The sequence below is a fragment of the Bartonella vinsonii subsp. berkhoffii ATCC 51672 genome (genome assembly GCF_902825225.1).
GTDB lineage: Bacteria > Pseudomonadota > Alphaproteobacteria > Rhizobiales > Rhizobiaceae > Bartonella > Bartonella berkhoffii.
Map to the genome: position 1 here is coordinate 1 of NZ_CADEAK010000343.1, position 387 is coordinate 387.

Here is a 387-nt window from a genome sequence, read left to right on the forward strand (position 1 = left end):
GACCCGCGACACCCAGATCCACCCTACACGGTTTCGCAATGGGCGGATAAGAATAGATACATTAGCACAGGTACGAGTGCAGAGCCTGGATTGTGGAAAACAAAGCGCACCCCATATTTGCGCGAGATCATGGATAATCTTTCTGTTTATGATCCGACTGAAACAACGGTTGTGATGATGGGGGCTCAGGTTGGAATGTCGGAAGCAGCGTTGAATTTTTGTGGTTATGCTATTCATCATAGTCCAGGACCGGCGCTTTATGTGATTCCAACAGTTGAGACCGCTAAGTAACTATCAAAGTCTCGTCTTGATCCGATGATTTCAGCGAGCCCTGCGTTAAGTGAACGCATTGCCCCTGCTCGTGCACGCGGCAGTGGAAATACAATG

1 pseudogene is annotated in these 387 nt (G+C 48.8%); it reads left to right on the top strand.

What is annotated here, in order from left to right:
- Positions 1 to 387, top strand: a pseudogene (locus J7R10_RS09535) (phage terminase large subunit family protein); the annotation flags it as partial.